The organism is Streptomyces chisholmiae, assembly GCF_031845445.1.
Taxonomy (GTDB): Bacteria; Actinomycetota; Actinomycetes; order Streptomycetales; family Streptomycetaceae; genus Streptomyces; species Streptomyces chisholmiae.
The window spans coordinates 421535-439854 of the sequence record NZ_JAVREO010000002.1 but is presented as its reverse complement, the minus strand read 5'-3'; the positions used below and the strand labels follow the sequence as shown (position 1 = coordinate 439854).

Annotated in this window: 14 protein-coding genes and 1 riboswitch; of the genes, 7 read left to right on the top strand and 7 right to left on the bottom strand. The window is 72.4% G+C overall.

The genetic code is table 11. The features are described from left to right. Positions 1–78 precede the first annotated feature (78 nt). The 6 genes from RM844_RS04830 (at position 79) to RM844_RS04805 (ending at position 9582) form a co-directional block, all read left to right on the top strand. Positions 79–2313 (top strand): carbon starvation CstA family protein, encoded by a 2235-nt coding sequence (locus tag RM844_RS04830; protein WP_311665084.1) that lies wholly within the window; start codon positions 79–81, stop codon positions 2311–2313. Continuing rightward, positions 2310–2516 (top strand): YbdD/YjiX family protein, encoded by a 207-nt coding sequence (locus RM844_RS04825; protein WP_311665082.1) that lies wholly within the window; start codon positions 2310–2312, stop codon positions 2514–2516. Before RM844_RS04830 ends, RM844_RS04825 begins: the two co-directional genes overlap by 4 nt. A 174-nt stretch (positions 2517–2690) precedes the next feature. After that, the gene (locus RM844_RS04820; RefSeq protein ID WP_311665080.1) at positions 2691–4124 is read left to right on the top strand and encodes a DUF2079 domain-containing protein; all 1434 of its coding nucleotides are present in this window, start codon (positions 2691–2693) and stop codon (positions 4122–4124) included. A 103-nt stretch (positions 4125–4227) separates the two neighbouring features. Beyond that, positions 4228–4959 (top strand): vWA domain-containing protein, encoded by a 732-nt coding sequence (locus tag RM844_RS04815; RefSeq protein ID WP_311665079.1) that lies wholly within the window; start codon positions 4228–4230, stop codon positions 4957–4959. Positions 4960–5877: 918 nt separating this feature from the next. Next, a riboswitch (cobalamin riboswitch) is annotated at positions 5878–6041 on the top strand. Between the two features lie 116 nt (positions 6042–6157). Continuing rightward, entirely contained in the window at positions 6158–8530 is a 2373-nt protein-coding gene (locus tag RM844_RS04810; protein ID WP_311665077.1) for a ribonucleoside-diphosphate reductase subunit alpha, read from the top strand. Further along, entirely contained in the window at positions 8521–9582 is a 1062-nt protein-coding gene (locus RM844_RS04805; RefSeq protein ID WP_311665076.1) for a ribonucleotide-diphosphate reductase subunit beta, read from the top strand. Before RM844_RS04810 ends, RM844_RS04805 begins: the two co-directional genes overlap by 10 nt. Positions 9583–9663: 81 nt before the next feature. Here RM844_RS04805 and RM844_RS04800 read toward each other — a convergent pair whose 3' ends face one another. The 6 genes from RM844_RS04800 to RM844_RS04775 form a co-directional block, all read right to left on the bottom strand. Then, a complete protein-coding gene (locus tag RM844_RS04800; protein WP_311665074.1) occupies positions 9664–10398 on the bottom strand; it encodes a D-Ala-D-Ala carboxypeptidase family metallohydrolase in 735 nt (244 codons plus the stop codon). 118 nt (positions 10399–10516) lie between these two features. Next, positions 10517–11146 (bottom strand): peptide deformylase, encoded by a 630-nt coding sequence (gene def, locus RM844_RS04795; RefSeq protein ID WP_311665072.1) that lies wholly within the window; start codon positions 11144–11146, stop codon positions 10517–10519. A gap of 128 nt (positions 11147–11274) precedes the next feature. Beyond that, positions 11275–12267, bottom strand: a complete 993-nt coding sequence (locus RM844_RS04790; protein WP_311665070.1) for a tetratricopeptide repeat protein — start codon at positions 12265–12267, stop codon at positions 11275–11277. Between the two features lie 228 nt (positions 12268–12495). Next, on the bottom strand, positions 12496–12819 hold the full coding sequence (gene rsrA, locus RM844_RS04785) for a mycothiol system anti-sigma-R factor (protein ID WP_311665068.1): 324 nt from the start codon (positions 12817–12819) through the stop codon (positions 12496–12498). Next, the gene (locus tag RM844_RS04780; protein WP_394814443.1) at positions 12816–13463 is read right to left on the bottom strand and encodes a sigma-70 family RNA polymerase sigma factor; all 648 of its coding nucleotides are present in this window, start codon (positions 13461–13463) and stop codon (positions 12816–12818) included. Before RM844_RS04780 ends, rsrA begins: the two co-directional genes overlap by 4 nt. Positions 13464–13844: 381 nt before the next feature. Beyond that, positions 13845–14663, bottom strand: coding sequence for an SOS response-associated peptidase (locus RM844_RS04775; protein ID WP_311665064.1), 819 nt, complete (start codon positions 14661–14663; stop codon positions 13845–13847). Positions 14664–14870: 207 nt separating this feature from the next. Between RM844_RS04775 and RM844_RS04770 the strand changes: the two genes are divergently transcribed. Beyond that, positions 14871–15710, top strand: a complete 840-nt coding sequence (locus RM844_RS04770) for an SCO2400 family protein (RefSeq protein WP_311665062.1) — start codon at positions 14871–14873, stop codon at positions 15708–15710. A 202-nt stretch (positions 15711–15912) separates the two neighbouring features. Here RM844_RS04770 and RM844_RS04765 read toward each other — a convergent pair whose 3' ends face one another. Beyond that, the gene (locus RM844_RS04765; RefSeq protein ID WP_311665060.1) at positions 15913–17985 is read right to left on the bottom strand and encodes a glycoside hydrolase family 48 protein; all 2073 of its coding nucleotides are present in this window, start codon (positions 17983–17985) and stop codon (positions 15913–15915) included. Between the last annotated feature and the right edge of the window lie 335 nt (positions 17986–18320).

Below are 18320 nucleotides of genomic sequence, written 5' to 3'. Positions count from 1 at the left end.
ATGGTCAAGGCGGCTTCCGTGGCCTAGATTCCCCGCGTCGGTCATCGAGGACCAGCGGGAAGTCGCGGGAGGCACCCCATGCAACTCCTGGGTCAAGCACGCCAGGCACGCACGCGTTCCATCGTCATCTGGACCACCGTCTCCGTGGTCGCGGCCACCGGCTGGGCCATGCTGGCCCTGTCCCGCGGGGAGGACGTCTCCGCGGCCTGGATGGTCGCCGCCGCGCTCGGCAGTTACGCGATCGGATACCGCTTCTACTCACGCTTCATCCTCCGCCGGGTGTTGCGCGCCGACCACAGCAGAGCCACCCCCGCGGAACGGCTGGAGGACGGGCTGGACTACCAGCCCACCGACCGCAGAGTCCTGCTCGGCCACCACTTCGCCGGGATCTCCGGGGCCGGGCCGCTGGTCGGGCCGGTGCTGGCGGCCCAGATGGGCTACCTGCCGGGGACCATCTGGATCATCGTCGGCGTGATCTTCGCCGGCGCCGTCCAGGACATGGTGGTGCTCTTCTTCTCCACCCGCAGGGACGGCAAGAGCCTCGGCCAGATCGCCCGCGAGGAGATCGGCCCGGTGGGCGGCGTGGCCGGCGTGCTGGCCATCTTCAGCATCATGATCATCCTGCTGGCGGTGCTGGCGCTGGTCGTGGTGAACGCCCTGGCCGAGTCGCCCTGGGGCACCTTCTCGGTCGGCATGACCATCCCGATCGCCCTCTTCATGGGCATCTACCTGCGCTACCTGCGCCCGGGCCGGGTCTCCGAGGTGACCGCCATCGGAGTGGCGCTGCTGCTCTTCGTGATCATCGCCGGCCGCTGGGTGGCCAACTCGGGCCTGGCCGAGACGTTCACGCTGGCCCCGCGCACCCTGGTGATCTGGCTGGTGATCTACGGCTTCGCCGCCTCGGTGCTGCCGGTCTGGCTGCTGCTGGTCCCCCGGGACTACCTCTCCACCTTCATGAAGATCGGCACCATCGGCCTGCTGGCCCTCGCGCTGGTCTTCACCCTGCCCACGCTGCAGATGGAGGCCGTCACCGACTTCGCCAGCAACGGGGAGGGGCCGGTCTTCGCCGGCTCGCTCTTCCCGTTCGTCTTCATCACCATCGCCTGTGGCGCGCTCTCCGGCTTCCACGCGCTGATCTCCTCCGGCACCACGCCCAAGATGATCCAGAAGGAGACCCAGGTCCGCAGCATCGGCTACGGCGCCATGCTGATGGAGTCCTCCGTCGCGGTGATGGCGATCACCGCCGCCTGCGTGCTGGACCCCGGCGTCTACTTCGCGATGAACGCCCCGCCGGCGGTGATCGGCGACACCGTGCAGGCCGCCTCCGAGGTGATCACCTCCTGGGGCTTCGTGGTCACCCCGGAACAGCTGGCCGCGGCGGCCGAGTCGGTGGAGGAGGGCTCGCTGCTCTCCAGGACCGGCGGCGCGCCCACCCTGGCGCTGGGGCTGGCCGCGATCTTCTCGGACATCCTCGGCGGCGAGACCATGATGAGCTTCTGGTACCACTTCGCCATCATGTTCGAGGCGCTCTTCATCCTGACCGCCATCGACGCCGGCACCCGGGTCGGCCGGTTCATCCTCCAGGACGCGCTGGCCAGCACGCACCCCCGGATGGCCCGCTTCCGGTCCACCGGCTGGCTGCCCGGCATCCTGCTGACCAGCGCCGTGGTGGTCGGCCTGTGGGGCTGGCTGCTCTGGGTCGGCGTCAACGACCCGCTGGGCGGCATCAACACCCTCTATCCCATCTTCGGCATCTCCAACCAGCTGCTGGGCGCGCTGGCGCTCGGCCTGTGCACCGTGCTGCTGATCAAGTCCGGTCGGCTGCGCTACGCCTGGGTCACGGCGGTGCCGATGGCCTGGGTGGCCGTGGTGACCCTCACCGCCAGCTGGCAGAAGGTCTTCTCCGGCGACCCCGCGGTGGGCTTCCTGGCCCGCCGCGACCAGTACCAGGCGGGCATCGACGCCGGCGAGCTGCTGCCGGGCGCCGCCGACATGGGCGAGATGCGGACCATCGTCAACAACGCGCTGCTGGACGCCGTGCTCGCCGGCGTGCTGGCGCTGCTGGTGCTGGTCGTCTTCGCGGACGCCTTCCGGGTCGCCTGGAAGGCCGTCCGAGCGCCGGAGACGGTGCGGCTGCACGAGGCGCCCTACGTCGAGTCGCGCCTGATCGCCCCGGCGGAACTGATCGCCACCAAGGCGGAGAAGGCCGAGCTGGCCAAGGCCGGCCTCGGCCCGGGCGGCGGGGTGCCGGCGCAGCGACGCGCCACCGAGCCGGCGGCCGAGCCGACCGACGAACGGGAGGCCGGGCGGTGAGCGCGCGCACCGCGCCCCGGCGCGCGCTGGCCTGGCTGCGCTGGTACGTCACCGAACTCACCGGGGAGAACGCCTACCAGCGGTACCGGGAGCGGGCGGAACGCACCGACCCGGGCGGGCCGGTGCTCGACCGCCGGGCGTTCGAGAGGTGGCGTACCGACCAGAAGTACGCGGACCCCACCAAGCACCACGGCTGCTGCTGAGCCCGCCCCGGCGGGCCTTCCCCGGGCCGAGCCCCCGTCGCGCCCCAGCGGCCCGGCGGGGCTCGGCAGGGCCCGGCGGGGGCCGGCCGGTCAGAACCAAGCGGCCTCGCCTAGCGTTTTCGCTGTCGAGGCTCCCCGGCGTGGGTTCGGGGAGCGCGGTGGCGAAGGAGCGGCATGGAGACCATCGAGCGGGACCGGACGGCGCCGGAGGGCCGGCCGGCGGCGAGCGCCCGGCGCTGGCGGTCCGGCGCCCCCGCTCCCTACCTGCTGGCCGGCGTCTTCTTCGCGCTCTACACCGTGCTCTCCGTCGGCCGCTTCCGCGATCTGCGCACCCGCTCGTGGGACCTGGGCATATTCGAGCAGGCGGTCCGCTCCTACGCCCAGCTCCAGCAGCCGGTCGCCGACCTCAAGGGGCCCGGGTTCCTCATCCTGGGCGACCACTTCAGCCCGGTCACCGCGCTGCTGGCCCCCGCCTACCGGCTCTTCCCCACCCCGATCACCCTGCTGGTGGCGCAGGCCGCGCTGTTCGCGCTGGCCGTCGTCCCGGTGACCAGGGCAGGCACCCGGCTCCTCGGCCAGGCCAGGGGGCTGGCCCTCGGTGTGGTCTTCGGGCTGTCCTGGGGCGTCCAGCAGGCCGTCGACTTCGACTTCCACGAGATCTGCTTCGCCGTGCCGCTGATCGCCTTCGCCCTGGAGGCACTGCTGCGGGAGCGGTGGTACGCCGCCCTGGCCTGGTCGTCGCCGCTCTTCCTGGTCAAGGAGGACCTCGGACTGACCACGGCGGCCATCGCGTTGGTGGTCGCGCTCCGCGCGCGCGGACGGGCGCCCGGCGCCGCCCGGGTGGCCGGGCTGGTGGCCGCGGCCGGGGCCGTCCTCTGCGCGCTGACCCTGGCCGTGCTGATCCCCGCCTTCAACAACGCGGGGGACTACGACTACTGGACCAAGCTCAGCGAGGAGGGCGGTGGCGGCGGGCCGCTCGGCGCGCTGTCGGCCGGCTGGGGCGAGAAACTCCGCACCCTGGTGTGGCTGTTGCTGCCCACCAGCGGCCTGCTGGCGCTCCGTTCCCCGCTGCTGCTGGTCGTCCTGCCGACCCTCGGCTGGCGCTTCGTGTCCCACGAACCGCACTACTGGGGCACGGACTTCCACTACAGCGCGGTACTGATGCCGGTGGTCGCCCTGGCCCTGGTGGACGCGCTGGCCCGGGCCCGGCACGCCAGCTGGCGCCCGCTGCGGGACTACGCCCGCTTCCTGCCCGCCGGGCTGTTGGGCGCGACGCTGGCCCTCGGCGGCTCGCTGCCGGTCTCGACCCTCGGCGACGCCGAGACCTGGCGGCCCGGCCCGACCGCCCGGGAGGGCCAGCGGGTGCTGGCGGCCGTCCCGGACGACGCCGAGGTGGCGGCCAACGTCCGGCCCATCGCGCAACTCACCGGCCGCGCACGGGTGTTCTGGATCGGGGACCCGTCCGTCCCGGCCCCCGAGTACGTCGCCTACTACGACCCGGGGATGACGACGGCCGGCATGCTGCGGCGCGCCGACCAGCTCTATCCGAAGATCGGCTACACCGTGCTCGACCAGGGCGCCGGCTTCTTCGTGCTGCACCGCGACTGACCCTCACCACCGGCACCCGCCGCCCCGCCTGACTGTCGGCGGCCCGTGGTAGCGTCCCGATCACGCGGGGGAGCCAGGGGAGACACAGAGCGGGGTGGGGACGATGCCGGACACGCCGGCGATCAGTCTGGAGAAGGTGCGGGCGGCGGGCGGCCAGGAGCTGGCCCAGGCCTACGAGTCCGCGCGCGTCTCGCTGACGAAGCTCGGCCTCGGCGGTCAACGAGCCGCCGTCTACCTGGTGTTGGACCGCTCGGGTTCGATGCGCCCCAGCTACCAGGACGGCACCGTCCAGCACCTCGCGGAGCAGGCCCTGGCCCTCTCGGCCAACCTGGACGACGACGGGGTGGTGCCGGTGGTCTTCTTCTCCACCGAGGTGGACGGCATAGCCGAGGTCTCGTTGGGCGCGCACCGCGGCCGGATCGCCGCGTTGAACGAGTCCTACGGGCACATGGGGCGGACCAACTACCACCTCGCGATGCGGGCCGTGATCGACCACTACACGGCCTCGGGCGCCAGCGAGCCGGCCTTCGTGATCTTCCAGACGGACGGCGGCCCCTCCTCCCGGTCGGCCGCCGAGAAGGCGCTCTGCGAGGCCGCGCGGCTGCCGATCTTCTGGCAGTTCGTCGGCTTCGGCGATCCGGCGGCCAAGCACTTCGCGTTCCTCCGCAAGCTGGACGAACTCCCGGTGCCGACCCGCCGCGTGGTGGACAACGCGGGCTTCTTCGCCGCCGGCACCAACCCGCGGGCCTTCTCCGACGAGGCGCTCTACGACCAGTTGATGGCCGAGTTCCCCGAGTGGCTCGTCGCCGCCCGCCGGGCCGGCATCCTCGGCTGACCACCGCCGCTGCCGCCGGCGTCGCCGTTACCGCGGCCGTTGCCCTCGTCCCTGCCCGCGGCGTCGGTTAGCCGGCCTCGGCGCGGGGCCGGGGCGGACGACGGGTCTCGGCCAGCGTGGCGGCGTGCCGCCCCGCGACCAACGCCGCCCGGCCCGGCCGGTGTCGCGGCCGGCGCCCCGGCCCCCGTGGCGAACTCCGGGCACCGCCCGGGCAGCTCGCGGCGGCCAGCGACCGCTTAGCCGAACCGCGGCCACCCGGCCGGCGTTTCCCGACGCCCACCGCCGTCGGCGACGGCCGCGCCGCCGTGCCACTCCCCCGGCCACCGCCTCGCCCGGTACACACCGCAGCGGCCCGTCGGGCAGTTGTTTGAGCCATTTCGGCGGCGCTCGGCACGGCCGGCCGGCCCGACCCCGCTCGCCGTTCCGACGCCGCCCCGCCTCGCACCCGGCCCATGGGGCGTCCGGGCGGGCCTCCCCGCCGCGCCCCGGCGCCCGGGCCCGTCCGGCCCGCGGGCCAACCCCGGTGCACGCCCCACGATCCCCCTCCCGCCAAGGCCGGCCCACCGCCCGGAGGCAGGTGTTCGCCGGGCTCGGGCCCGGGCCCGCGACCTCCGGCCGGGGAGGATCCTCTCATCGGCCGGAAGCGGTCCCGGCGGCGCCCCGAGTGTCAGTGCCGGAGCGCAGACTGGTACTCATGAAGGTGAGTGGGCGAGCGTCGAAGCCGGCGGAGTTGGCCGCCGTCGGCCCGTGCCGACGGGGGCGCGCCGCGCCGCGCGCGGCCGGTCCTGGGCGTGTCGCGGCTCGGCGTCGGTCGCGACTGCACACGCCCGTCCGGCCCGGCGGCCGGCCCGGCCGGGCCCCGGCGACGCCCCGGGTGTTCGCAGGTGAACTGCCGACGCAACGAGACAGAGAACACAACATATAGGGCTGCTCGTTGGCAGCGGCACAAGATGTATGCTCGTGCTCGCTGTCGCCGCAGGGGAATCCGGTGCGAGTCCGGAACTGTCCCGCAACGGTGTGTCATGGCCTGCTTGTCGCCTGCCATGACGAGTCCGAGTGCCTGCCAACAGCTGATCACGTCCAAGCCCCGAGGGCTGGGCCGAGGGACGCGGAGCGGTTTGCCATGCCTGGCACAGCCATGCCCGCTTCCGGTCTCGGCCCGTCCTCGGAGCGCATCGCACCCGAGGGAGAGCACCGAGTGACCATCGCGCCCGCCGCCCCCGCAGAGCCGGCCACAGCCGCGCTGACGCGCACCCTGGCCGACCTCACCGCCGACCTGCCGGCCGCCGATCCCGCGCGGGTCGCCGCCGCCGTCGAGCGGGGCCGGCATCCCGGTTCCGACGAGGCCGAGTTGCGGGAGTTGGCCATCGAGGCGGCGGCCGGTCTGATCGCCGAGGAGCCCGCCTACTCCCGGCTGGCGGCCCGGTTGCTCACCCTGGAGATCCGGGCGGAGGCCGCCGGGCAGGGCGCGGTGAGCTTCTCCGCCTCCATCGCCGTCGGCCACCGCGAGGGGCTGATCGGGGACAGCACGGCGGCGTTCGTCCGCGCGCACGCCACCGAGTTGGACGCGCTGCTGGACCGCACCGTGGCCGAGGGCGCGGACGACCGGTTCGAGTACTTCGGGCTGCGCACCGTCCAGTCGCGTTACCTGCTGCGCCACCCCATCGAGCGGCGGGTCATCGAGACGCCACAGCACTTCCTGCTGCGGGTGGCCTGCGGCCTGGCGCCGGACGACTCGGCGCGGGCGCTGGCCCAGGTCGCCGAGTTGTACCGGCTGACCAGCTCGCTGGCCTACCTGCCGTCCTCGCCCACCCTCTTCAACTCCGGCACCAAGCACCCCCAGATGTCCTCGTGCTACCTGCTGGACTCGCCGGCCGACGAGCTGGACTCGATCTACGAGCGTTACCACCAGATCGCCCGGCTCTCCAAGCACGCCGGCGGCATCGGCCTCTCCTACAGCCGGGTGCGCGCCCGTGGCTCGCTGATCCGGGGCACCAACGGCACCTCCAACGGCATCGTGCCGTTCCTGCGCACGCTGGACTCCTCGGTCGCGGCGGTCAACCAGGGCGGCCGGCGCAAGGGCGCGGCCTGTGTCTACCTGGAGACCTGGCACGCCGACATCGAGGAGTTCCTCGAACTCCGCGACAACACCGGCGAGGAGGCCAGGCGCACCCACAACCTGAACCTGGCGCACTGGATCCCGGACGAGTTCATGCGCCGGGTGGACGCCGACGGCGACTGGTCGCTCTTCTCACCGGCGGACGTGCCGGAGCTGACCGACCTGTGGGGCGAGGAGTTCGACGCCGCCTACCGGGCCGCCGAGGCCAAGGGCCTGGCGCAGCGCCAGGTGCCGGCGCGGCAGCTCTACGCCCGGATGATGCGCACCCTGGCGCAGACCGGCAACGGCTGGATGACCTTCAAGGACGCCGCCAACCGCACCGCCAACCAGACCGCCAGGCCCGGCAACGTGGTGCACTCGTCGAACCTCTGCACCGAGATCCTGGAGGTCACCGACGACGACCAGACGGCCGTCTGCAACCTGGGCTCGGTCAACCTCGCCGCGCACCTCGGCGAGGACGGCACGATGGACTGGGCGGCGCTGGACGCCACGGTCCGCACCGCCGTCCTCTTCCTGGACCGGGTGGTGGACATCAACTTCTACCCGACCGAGCAGGCGGAGACGTCCAACTCCCGCTGGCGCCCGGTGGGCCTGGGCGTGATGGGGCTCCAGGACGTCTTCTTCCGGCTGGGGCTGCCGTTCGACTCGCCGGCCGCCCGGGAGCTGTCCACCCGGATCGCCGAGCGGGTGATGCTGGCCGCCTACGAGACCTCCGCCGAGCTGGCCGAGCGGCACGGCCCGCACGCGGCGTGGGAGGACACCCGCACCGCGCGGGGCGTGCTGCACCCGGACCACTTCGCGGACGTGTCGCACACCTGGCCGGAGCGCTGGGAGGCGCTGCGGGCCCGGATCGCCCGCGGCGGCATGCGGAACTCGCTGCTGCTGGCGATCGCGCCGACGGCCACCATCGCGTCGATCGCCGGGGTGTACGAGTGCATCGAGCCGCAGGTCTCCAACCTCTTCAAGCGGGAGACGCTCAGCGGTGAGTTCCTCCAGGTGAACACCTACCTGGTCGCCGAGTTGAAGCGGCTGGGCCGCTGGGACGAGGAGACGCGGCAGGCGCTGCGGGCGGCCAACGGCTCGGTGCGGGAGCTGTCGGGGCTGCCCGCGGAGGTGCGGGAGCTCTACCGCACCGCCTGGGAGATCCCGCAGCGGGCGCTGATCGACATGGCCGCGGACCGCACCCCGTACCTGGACCAGAGCCAGTCCCTGAACCTCTTCATGGCGGCGCCGACCATCGGCAAGCTCAGCTCGATGTACGCGTACGCCTGGAAGCGCGGCCTGAAGACCACCTACTACCTCAGGTCCCGTCCGGCGACCCGGATCGCGCAGTCAGCCCGGTCGAGCACGGCAGCCGTGCTGCCCGACCCCGTCGCCACCACCGTCCCCGTCCCCGAGCAGGCCGTCGCCTGCTCCCTGGAGAACCCCGAGTCCTGCGAGGCATGCCAGTGACCGTCCCCACCCAGAGCCAGTCGGCCGACCAGCCCGCGACCCCGGCCCGCCAGAAGAACCTGCTGGACCCGGGCTTCGAACTGACGCTGCGCCCGATGCGCTATCCCGAGTTCTACGAGCGCTACCGGGACGCCATCAAGAACACCTGGACGGTGGAGGAGGTGGACCTGCACTCGGACGTGGCGGACCTGGCCAAGCTCTCTCCCGGCGAGCAGCACCTGATCGGGCGGCTGGTGGCGTTCTTCGCGACCGGCGACTCGATCGTCGCCAACAACCTGGTGCTGACCCTCTACAAGCACATCAACTCCCCGGAGGCGCGGCTGTACCTGTCGCGGCAGCTCTTCGAGGAGGCCGTGCACGTCCAGTTCTACCTGACCCTGCTGGACACCTACCTGCCCGATCCGGACGAGCGGGCCGCCGCGTTCGCCGCGGTGGAGAACATCCCGTCGATCCGGGAGAAGGCGGAGTTCTGCTTCCGCTGGATGGACTCGGTCGAGAACATCGCGCAGCTGGAGTCGAAGGCGGACCGGCGGCGTTTCCTGCTCAACCTGATCTGCTTCGCCGCCTGCATCGAGGGGCTGTTCTTCTACGGCGCCTTCGCCTACGTGTACTGGTTCCGCTCCCGCGGGCTGCTGCACGGCCTGGCCACCGGCACCAACTGGGTGTTCCGGGACGAGAGCATGCACATGGAGTTCGCCTTCTCGGTGGTGGACACCGTGCGCCGGGAGGAGCCCGAGCTCTTCGACGAGGAGCTGGGCGGGCAGGTCACCGAGATGCTGCGGGAGGCGGTCGAGGCCGAGCTGCAGTTCGCCCGGGACCTGTGCGGTGACGGCCTGCCGGGGATGAACACCGACTCGATGCGGGAATACCTTGAGTGCGTGGCCGACCAGCGGCTGGCCCGGCTGGGCTTCAAGCCGGTCTACGGCTCGCAGAACCCGTTCGGCTTCATGGAGTTGCAGGACGTCCAGGAGCTGACCAACTTCTTCGAGCGGCGCCCCTCGGCCTACCAGGTCGCGGTGGAGGGCAACGTCTCCTTCGACGACGAGTTCTAGGCCGGGCCTGAAACACCGGAGACCGCGGCCGGCGCTGAACAGCGCCGGCCGCGGCCGTGGGTTCGGGTACCGCGGCGCGGATCAGATGCCGCAGCTGGGGGCGGACCAGAAGCGTCCGCTCTGGGTGCCGAGGTGCGCGTGGTCGTTGTGACCGGGGTAGCCCGGGCCCAGGATCTCGTTGAAGCCGTGGTAACGGGCCTGCTGCACGATCTGGCAGAAGGTCGGCGAGCCGACCAGGTCGATGCCGCGGCCGTAGAGGTGGTTGCTGTTGGCCGCGCCACCGGCCGCGCTGTTGCAGGCGTAGGAGCGGAAGCCGCTGCTGGTGTTGAGCGGCCGGTCACCGAGCGCGTGCCGGAGGGCCTCCAGCTTCCACATGGCCTGGAGCGCGTTGGCCCGGGCCGTCGCGGCGTTGACCGCGCCACCGGACCAGTCACCGTTGCAGCGGTTCATCTCCGCCCAGGTGAAGTGGATCGGCGTGCAGTCGTTGTCCTGGAGGTCGTAGATCTTGCCGAAGGTCTGCTGGCCGGCGATGCCGTCCGCGGACAGACCGTACGCCTGCTGGAAGCGGGTGACCGCGGCGGCGGTGGCCGGGCCGTACTGGCCGTCGATGGCCAGCACGTTGCCGTAGCCGGGGTAGCCGGCGACCCGGATCTGGAGCTGGCGAACGTCTTCGCCGCTGGACCCCTGGCTGAGGGTGCGGTTCCAGGTGTAACAGCCGTCCGCCTGGGCGGTCCCGGCGGTCGCCACGGTGCCGACCACCGCAGCTGAGGCGATCATGACAACCGTGAGGAAGACGCGCAGAAAACGTCTGAACATGTTGCCTCCGTGAGGGGAGAGGGACGAAACGAGAGTGCCCGAGCCAGTCAACGCGCGTCAACCTCTCACGGGGCACCAGTAGTTGGGACCTACCGGCACCCCGTGGACTTTCTCCCGCTTACTCCTCGTTGGGTACCGTCTCGTAACGCGGCGTTCCCTCGTCCATCATCTTCAGCGCGCGCTTGCGGTCCCGCTTGGAGAGCCGGTCGATGTAGAGCCGGCCGTAGAGGTGGTCGGTCTCGTGCTGGAGGCAGCGGGCGAAGTACCCCGTGCCGCGGACCACGATCGGCTCGCCGGCCGCGTCCTGCCCGCGCACCACCGCGTAGTCCGGCCGCGCCAGCTCCGCGTAGGCGGTCGGCACCGACAGGCAGCCCTCGTTGTTGTCGTCCAGCACCCGGCGCTCGGCCGGCAGCTCGTCCAACACCGGGTTGCAGACCACGCCGACGTGCCGCACCCCCTCGTCGTCCTCGCAGTCGTACACGAAGACCTTGCGGTCGACGCCGATCTGGTTGGCGGCCAGCCCCACGCCCTCCGCGGCCCGCTGGCTGGCGAACATGTCGTCGATCAGCGCCGCCAGCGCCTCGTCGAACTCGGTGACGTCCTGGCACTCCCGGTGCAGCACCGGGTTCCCCACCACCGTGATCGGCCGGACCGTGCCGCGCTCCCGGTACGCCCGCTCCCGCTCCGCGGCGTCCGTGGTGTCGTCGATGAACTCGGCACCGCGCTCGTCGGTCTCTTGTTCCGCCATGATCCGCCGTTCGCCTTTCCGGTCCTGCTCGCGGGCCGGGCCCGCACTGCCGGGACAAGCTTACGGCGCTGACGCGGCTGCTCCGTTCGCGACCGAGGCCCACCGGCGGCCGCCCCCAACCGGCGGGCTCAGCACACCTCTTCGAGATCCCGCCAGGCCCGCGCGTCCGGCCGGTCCGCCACCCAGCCGTCCAGCAGCCCCCGCACCAGGCCGCTCGGCGCGGCGATACCGCACTCACGCTCCGGCGACCAGCGGGTCCCTGCCCCGGTGTGGCCGAGCGGCCCCGGCCGGCCCGGCACGCTGTGGTCGTGCGGATCGTGCTGGGCCAGCCCGTCGCCCTCCTCGCTGGGCATCCGGCTCTCCGAACAGGAGCGGCACAGCAGCCGCACCGAGGACGACCAGTCCTCCGCGGCGTAGCCCGCGTCCGCGGCCAGCCGCTCCAGGGCGTCCCGGTCCTCCTCGCTGGCCGCCTCGATCAGCACCACCCAGGTCGGCACCGCTGAGGGCGCCCACAGCTCGATCTCGTCGAAGACCGGGAAGACCGCCGAGCCGCCGTCCAGCACCGTGGTCCGCTCACCGCGCGGCACCCCGTCGTGCAGCACCACCTCGCCCCAGCGGCGACCGGAGGAGGGCAGCGGGATGTTGCGCACCTCGATCCTGGCCGGATCGAGCCGGTGCCCCCACACCACCTCGGCCTCCCCCTCGGGGGACAGGCGCACCGCCGCGCCGCCCAGCTCCATGCCCAGCGGCTCGTCCGCCACCGACGAGGCGCCCGGCACCGGCAGCCCCCACGCCTGCCAGGCCCGCCGGGCCAGCGGCCAGTCCTGCAGGGCGGTGGCGGCGATGCCGACGTTCCACCAGTCGGGGGCGCCGGCGTCCTTCTCCAGCAGGGCGACGGCGCGCAGCCCGGCGGAACGCGCCTGCTCCCAGTCGTGCCGGAACTTGTGCAGCAGCGCGAGGTTGAACCAGGACTCGGAGAGCCAGGGCTCCAGATCGGCGGCACGGGTCAGCAGCGCGTCCGCGTCCTCGTAGCGGCCGTCGTCGATCAGGGTGAAAGCCCGGTTGGTGGCCAGCCGCCAGTCCGTGGACGGGCGCTGCCGGACCCTGCCGAAGATCCTCACGGTGTCCTGCCTGATTCCCGCCTCGTAGCGTGCACTTCACAGTTCTCCTGTCCGTCCCGGACCGCATCCAACCATGGGGGGACAGGTGCCTGCTCACAGCATGGGTCAGCGGGCGGGCTCACGCGAGACGGCGACGGACCAGCGGGGTGAAACAACGGCGCCCGGGGCGCGGGCGCGCTCCGGGCGGAGTGGGGAGGCCGGGGCTTCGGGGCTCGGCTTCCCGGGGCCTCAGTGCTCGGCTTCCAGCGGGCCGGGCGCGGCCCCGGCGTCGGGCACCGGCCCGGCCGGCCGGCGGTCGCCGTCCCGGATCGCGTCGATCCGCTCAAGCACCTTGGCACGCAGGTCGGCCGGCACCTCGTCCTGGCCGCAGCAGCGCTTGACCAGCTTCTTGACGGCCTGCTCCAGGCCGTACTTCTCCAGACACGGAGAGCAGTCGTCGATGTGCTCCTGCATCTTGACGCTGTCCCCGTCGGGCATCTCGTGGTCGAGATACTCGTAGAGGTGGTCCAGGACCTCCGAGCAGTCCGTGGGACGCGGCTCTTCGCCTGTCATGACCCTGAACCCTTCTGCGCACCGGCTGGCACCAGGCCGCGCTCCCGCGCGTAGTCCTCAAGCATGTCGCGCAGCTGACGCCGGCCACGATGCAACCGGGACATCACCGTGCCGATGGGGGTACCCATGATGTCCGCGATCTCCTTGTACGCAAAGCCCTCGACGTCCGCGAGATAGACCGCTATCCGGAACTCCTCCGGAATCGCCTGCAGCGCCTGCTTCACGTCGGAGTCCGGCAGGTGGTCCAGCGCCTGCGACTCGGCGGACCGCAGACCGGTGGACATGTGCGACTCGGCCCTGGCCAGCTGCCAGTCCTCGATGTCCTCCGCCGCACTGCGCTGCGGCTCCCGCTGCTTCTTGCGGTAGGAGTTGATGAACGTGTTGGTGAGGATGCGGTACATCCACGCCTTGAGATTGGTGCCCCGGCGGAACTGGTGGAACGAGCCGTACGCCTTGGCGTAGGTCTCCTGGACGAGATCCTCGGCGTCCGCGGGGTTCCGCGTCATCCGCAGCGCGGCCGAGTACATCTGGTCCAGATAGCCGAGGGCGTCCCGTTCGAACCGGGCGTTCCGCTCGGCCTCGGTCTCCTCGGCCAGCTCCGCCTCCCGCGGCGCGCCGTCGTCGGTGCCGGTGACCTGACCCACCTCCCTTGAGAACCCGGCGAGCCCGAACGCGGGCCCACCCGACTGGGAGGATAGACGACGAAGCGGTCGATCCGCCGATGTGGAGGCACCCTCGGCGGCGAGCCGCAGCGTCGCCCAGTCCACCTCGCTGGCACGCGGCTGACGCTGCTCGGCGGGACGTGACGGGCAGGCGATGGAACCCATCTGGCGGTCTCCCTCTCTCGCCCCTGGCGAGGCACGGGTCGCTGACACGATCACCGGGCACAACACCGAACCCTCCCCGGGTATTCCGCGCCCCGGCGGCCGGGCGACGCGAGGGGTCGGCGCGGCGAGGCGAGCGGGCGGCGCGGCGGCGGGCCGCCGGCCCGCGCCGGCCAGAAGCCAGAAGCCAGAAGCTAGAAGCTAGAAGAGGGTGATCTCCTCCGGCCCCGGCAGCTCGGCCACCAGCTCCGGCCCGTTGTTCCGCACGTTGCTGACGCTGGTGGCGACCGGGTAGGCCCGGAAGGAGCCGGGCGCCGGGGCGGCCAGCAGGCCACGTATCCGCTCCGGGTCCCGGAGGGCCGGATCCAGCCAGGCGTCCCACCGGTCAGGCGGCAGGGCCAACGGCATCCGGGGGTGGATGTCGGCCAGGGTGCGCGGCCCCTCGGCGTCATCCCCACGGCCGGGCAGCGGGCTGACCTCCGCCTCCGTGGTCACCACCGTGCAGGTGGCCCACCAGGCCGACGGGTGGTCGTCGGGCAGGGTGCCGTCCCGCCAGAACTCGTAGAGCCCGGCCAGCGCCATCACCGAGCCGTCGCTCGGCGTGACGAAGTACGGCTGCTTCCGGGGCCGCTTGCGCTTGCCCTTCTCCTCCTCGGCACGCTCCGCGTCCCCGGTCACCCACTCGTAGTAGCCGTCGGCCGGGAGCAGGCAGCGGCGGGCGGCGAACGGCCGGCGGTAGGCCGGCTTCTCGTGCACCGTCTCGGCCCTGGCGTTGATCATCCGGGCGCCCCCGTCGGGGGACTTGGCCCAGGACGGGACCAGCCCCCAGCGCAGCCGGCGCAGCTGCCGCACCGGCTCCGGGCCGGCCTCCTTCACCGGACGCTCCAGGACCGCGTAGACCTCCTTGGTCGGCGCGACGTTCCAGTCCGCCGGGAGGGGGTCGCCCGGGTCGAGCAGCGCCACGTCGAAGAGGCCCGCCAGATCCTCGGGCCGCCGGCTCGCGGCATACCGTCCACACATGGCGCCCAAGGGTAGCGCCGGGCGCTGACAGTCCGGCGCTCCCCGTGCTCCGAGCGGCTCCCGAGCCGCCCGGGAACCGCGTTGCGCGAAGGAACAGTTGACGTCTCATGGGGCTCGGGTGCCCGTTCCGTCGGGACCGTATGGAGGCGCTCCCACGGCGCTAGGGTGTGCGAATTCCCACGGGGTCATCGCACGGAACGGGGAGCCATGGACTACTGCGTCACCTGTCGCCGCCACATCAACGGCGCGCTGCTCTGCCCGGGCTGTGGGGAGCTGGTCTCCTGGCCGGCGGCCGGTCAGGACGCCGGCGGCACCGAGGGCCCCACCCCCGACCGGCCGCCCACGACCGCCACCACCGCAGCCGCCGACCGGACCGCGCCACGGCCCGCCGAGGCCGGCGCGCCGGCCGACGCCGGCCCGGCCGAGCCGGGCCCGGCCGAGGCGCCCGAGGCCGGCGCCGGCGCGGCCGGCCCGCGGCCCCGCTCCCGCCGGCACGCCGCCGGCGGCGGCCGGAGCCGGCGCCGCGCCCTGCTCGCCGGCGTGCTCGGCGTCGCGGTGCTGGGCTTCGCGGTCGCCGAGGTGGGGGACCGCGTCCTGCCGGGCGGCGAGGCCACCGCGGCACGGGACGTCGAGGCGGCCGACTCCCCCGCGCCCCGGGAGACCGAGACGACCGAGCCGGCCACCCCGGAACCGGACCCCACCGAGCGGGCGCCCGAGCCGACGGGGGAGACGGCCCCGGCCGAACCGGCCGAGACGGCGGCCGACGAACCCACCGAGGACGCCGCGCCGCCCAGCTCCGAGCCGCCCCCGCCCACCGAGCACGGCGGCACCGTCGAACCGGCGGAACCGGACCCGACCGAGCCGACCGACCCGACCGAGGAACCCGCCCCGACCGAGCCGACCGACGAGGAGTCCGGCACCCCCGACCCCGGCGACGGAGGCGACGACGGGTCCGGCGGCGACGGCGGCACGGGGGACGGCGGTGGCCAGGACGACGGGGGCGAGGAGGAGGACGACACCGTCTGCGTGATCTTCTGGTGCTGGTAGCGGCCTTCTGGTGCTGGTAGCGGCGTACCCACGGGGTGGACGTCCGGACGCGGGCACGCCGAGGGCCCTGGTGCGCTCTCACCAGGGCCCTCGGTGGTGCTGGTGACCGGCCGGAACGGATCACGCGCCGTCCGCTCCGGCCGCTCGTGCCACGGGCGGAATCCGCTCCGCCCCCGGCTCTCCCACGTGTCCGCGCCGGTTCCTACGCGTCCTCTCCGAAGAGGTTGGTGTAGGTGGCCAGGGCGATGGCGATGTCGGCCTGCGCCCAGAAGCGGTGGTAGGTGAACGTCGGCGCCTCGCCGCCGTTCAGGTACGCCTCCACCTGCGGCCAGTCCGGGTCGTCCTGGTAGAAGGACCGGAGCGACTCGAAGGTCGCGCCCGGCTCGATCACGTCGCCGTTGGGCATGGTGCCGCTGAAGCCGGCCGGGACGTAGACCTCGTCGCCGAAGCGGCCGAAGTCCTCGCGGACCTCCTCGGTGGCCACCCCGATGTCGTCCGAGTTGGCGACCAGCGCGTCCAGCAGACCGGCCGCGGTCTCCTGCGCCGCCGTGTCGCCGCTGGCCGCGGCGTAGAACGAGAGCGCGTTGGCCAGCGAGCCGGCGACGCCCACGTCCTGCGAGTGGCCGACGACCTCGACGTGCAGGTCGGCGTTGTCACCGGGGTTCGCCGGGTCCCAGGTGTCCGGCTGACCGGACCAGGCCAGCGTGGCCGGGATGGCGAAGTCGGCGCCGTTGCCCACGGTCACCTCGGGCAGCACCCAGGCGACCCACTTGTCGAGGACCTCGCCGGCCAGCGCGTCGCCCGACTCGTAGTAGTACTCGGCCAGCCGCTGCATCGACCAGGCCTGCATGCCGAACCACTGGTTCGACGGCGGGTCGTGGTAGACCGGGTCCTCGTCGTACCACATGCCGTAGAAGGTGGAGGTGCCGGCCGGGGGCTCCGCGTAGGCGCCGTCCCAGCTGTTGTTGGCGCCGCCGGCGATGCCGCCCTCGTCGGACTGCAGCCAGCGGTAGAACTCCACCATCCGGTCCAGGCTCGTGCCCCAGTCCTCGCCCGCGCTCGGCGAGTCGGGGATCAGCGCCTCGTCCGTGGACAGGGCGTAGGCGGCGAGCGGGTTCTGGTAGCCGAAGTGGTTGAAGCTGGACCCGATCCGCCAGGACCAGCCGGCGGAGGTGTCCATCGCGCCGCCCCAGGCGTAGTACCAGGACATCAGGTACTGGGCGCTGTTCTTGCCACTGCCGGCGGGGCAGGTGGTCGGGCCGACACACTCGCCGACCTGCTTGAAGTACTTGTCGTACATCGAGTACCGCAGGTAGTCGCCCATCTGGGCGGCCTTCTCCACGGTCGCCGCGACCTGCGCCTGGTTGCCCTGCTCCGAGGCCCACTGGTTGGCCCAGTAGGCGGCCTGCACGGCGCGCGCGTCGGCGTCGGGCGCGTTGGTGTAGCGCCACTGGGCCGAGTACGCGGCGTCGTCGGTGAACAGGTCCAGGTAGCCGTTCTCGCCACCGAAGGTGAAGTCGTCACAGGAGGGGTGCGGCACGGTCTCCCACACCGACTCCTGCGGACCGCGCTGGAAGGTGTTGATGAACGACGGGCCGTCGGCGTTGCCCCCGCACGGGTCGCCGGGGGTGTTGCCGTAGCCGTAGACGTTGTCCACGTCCTGCAGCCAGTGCATGCCGTAGATGTCGTCCGTGCCGTAGGTGGACGACAGCTCGCCGGCCAGCGGGTCGTCGCCCACGGGGACGTTGCCGTCCAGCTCGGCCGGGTAGTTCGAGGGGTCGTTGGACTCCGGCGCGTAGGTCGCCGGGGCCGACGGGTCGTAGAAACTGCTGGTGGGCTGGTCCGCCGCACCAGGGATCATGTACTCCTCCATCAGCGCCCAGGCGTCGTTGAACGGCGCCCAGTCACCGGTGACCTGGCCGTACTGCGCCTCCAGCCAGATCAGGTAGGAGTAGGCCTCGGAGGTCGTCTCGTGACCGTGGTCCGGGGCCTCGACGATCAGGGTCTCCACCGAGTGGTACGGGATGCCCTCGGGGGAGAAGTACCCGTTGGCCGGGTCCTTGATCTTGTCGTACAGCTCCAGGAACTGGTCCTCGTACTGCTGCACGCCGACGCCGCTCTCGGCGGCCGCCGGGTTGGCGCTGCCGCTGTTGGCCGCGACCAGCCCCAGGGGCAGGGAGAGGGCCACGGCACCGGTGACCCACAGACGGCGGCTCTTCTTGCGTGCTCTCGCTCTTGCTGAAGTCTCGATGGGAGATCCACGGTGGATTCGCATCGCACCTCCTCGCGACTCGGCGGTGGGAGAACGTGCCCGTCGGGTGACGCGCACCAGGACCAGTGGGAGCGCTCCCAAGAATCAAAGCATTACCTGAACACGTCAACCCCTCGAACAAATCCCATGCTTAAGGGGCAGGTCAGCGGCAAATTCTTGAACGACCCCTTGGCGAACGGGGGTTGATTGGCCTACGGTCCCTTCAACCAGTGGGAGCGGTCCCAAGCTGTGGACGGCGTCGAAGTCAGGCGCCGGACGATCGGAGCCGCTTCCGAATGCACCCCCATCCCCCACCCCCACCCCCACTTCCGGAGATCTCGGCCACCCCTCCCGGCCCG